This window comes from Corallococcus llansteffanensis (assembly GCF_003612055.1).
GTDB classification, from domain to species: Bacteria; Myxococcota; Myxococcia; order Myxococcales; family Myxococcaceae; genus Corallococcus; species Corallococcus llansteffanensis.
The window spans coordinates 1-1,220 of the sequence record NZ_RAWB01001043.1 but is presented as its reverse complement, the minus strand read 5'-3'; the positions used below and the strand labels follow the sequence as shown (position 1 = coordinate 1,220).

The following is a 1,220-nucleotide window of genomic DNA, read 5'->3' as shown; positions in this document are numbered from 1 at the left end:
ATAAGAGACAGAGGGGGGACCGGAGGGCTCGGGTTCGACGACATGGACGGGACGGCCTCGCGGCAGGGGCGGCGACTGTAGGCGCCGGCTTCCGCGCCCCGCAACCGGAGCCGCGGCTTCCGTCCCTTGCGTCCCTACGGGCAGTAGCGGGCGTAGCGCAGCCCGCGCGTGACCTTGGGCAGAGTGGTTCCGGGCACGGTCTCGTAGTTGAGGTACGGGTAGCCCACCCGCACCACGCCCCCGTCAGCCACGTGCAGCGCGGTGTTGACGGGGAAGGCAAGCCCGCCGTCGGACGCCTCCACCGGCAGCCAGGGCGTGATGCTTCCGCCATCCGTCCCGGGCGTCAGTGCCTGGACGAACAGGTGGCTGGTCCCCGCCTCCGCGTTGTCGTCATCCAGGAGCGCATGCGAGGGGCCTGCGCCCTCCATGTGCAGCGCGGGCCCGTGGCCGTGGAGCGGGCCCAGCCAGTGCCGCTGCCACTGCGCCCCCTCCTTCACCCACCACCAGGTGCCCGAGGCGTCGGAGCCCAGCACGTGAGGCCGCCCCTGCGCGTCCACCTCGAGCCGGGGGCGCGGACGCGGCGAGTCGACGGGCACCGTCCAGTCCATCGGCTCCGCCGTCCAGACGCCCGTCGCATCCGTCGCATACATGGGGATGTCTGGCTCGCCCCGGTTCGGCGAGCGGATGAAGATGACATGCATGTGATTGGAGGCATCCGCCACCAGTTGTTCCCGGTCCCCCGTCGGCCCGAGCTCCGGCAGCCGGGTCGTCTGCCAGTTCGGCGTGCCAGGACGAAGCCCGTGCACGTAGACCGTCCCCAGCTCGGGGTAGGTCTGTTTCATCAGCACGTTCAGGACGCCCCACCCATCGAAGGCAATCCCCGCGGGATTGCCTTGCGCCAGGGCGTGCGTCTCCCAGGTGCCCCCCCGGTCATGCGCGTAGTAGACCCAGTCGTTCTGCCCGAAGAGGACGTGGTGGGCGCCCTGGGAGTCCACCACCAGGCGCACGGCCTGGATGCTCACCGCCTCGACGATGCGCCGGGGCAGGTCCCCTGGCTTCGTGGTGCCCACGTAGAGCCGCGAACCCTTCGTGTACGCGTAGTGGCCCACGCCCTTCGCATCGAAGTGGAAGGCCATCTCCGCGTTGTCCGCGCCCTCGTCCAGCAAGCGCGTCGTCCACCCCGGCTCCAGGCACCCGGGCTCCACGGGCCCACCGTCCTC

The 1,220-nt window shown here is 71.0% G+C and carries 1 protein-coding gene; it reads right to left on the bottom strand.

Annotated features, from left to right (window positions below):
* Positions 1 to 134 precede the first annotated feature (134 nt).
* The coding region (locus D7V93_RS43185; RefSeq protein WP_208723354.1) for a hypothetical protein at positions 135 to 1,220 on the bottom strand (1,086 nt) is incomplete at its 5' end.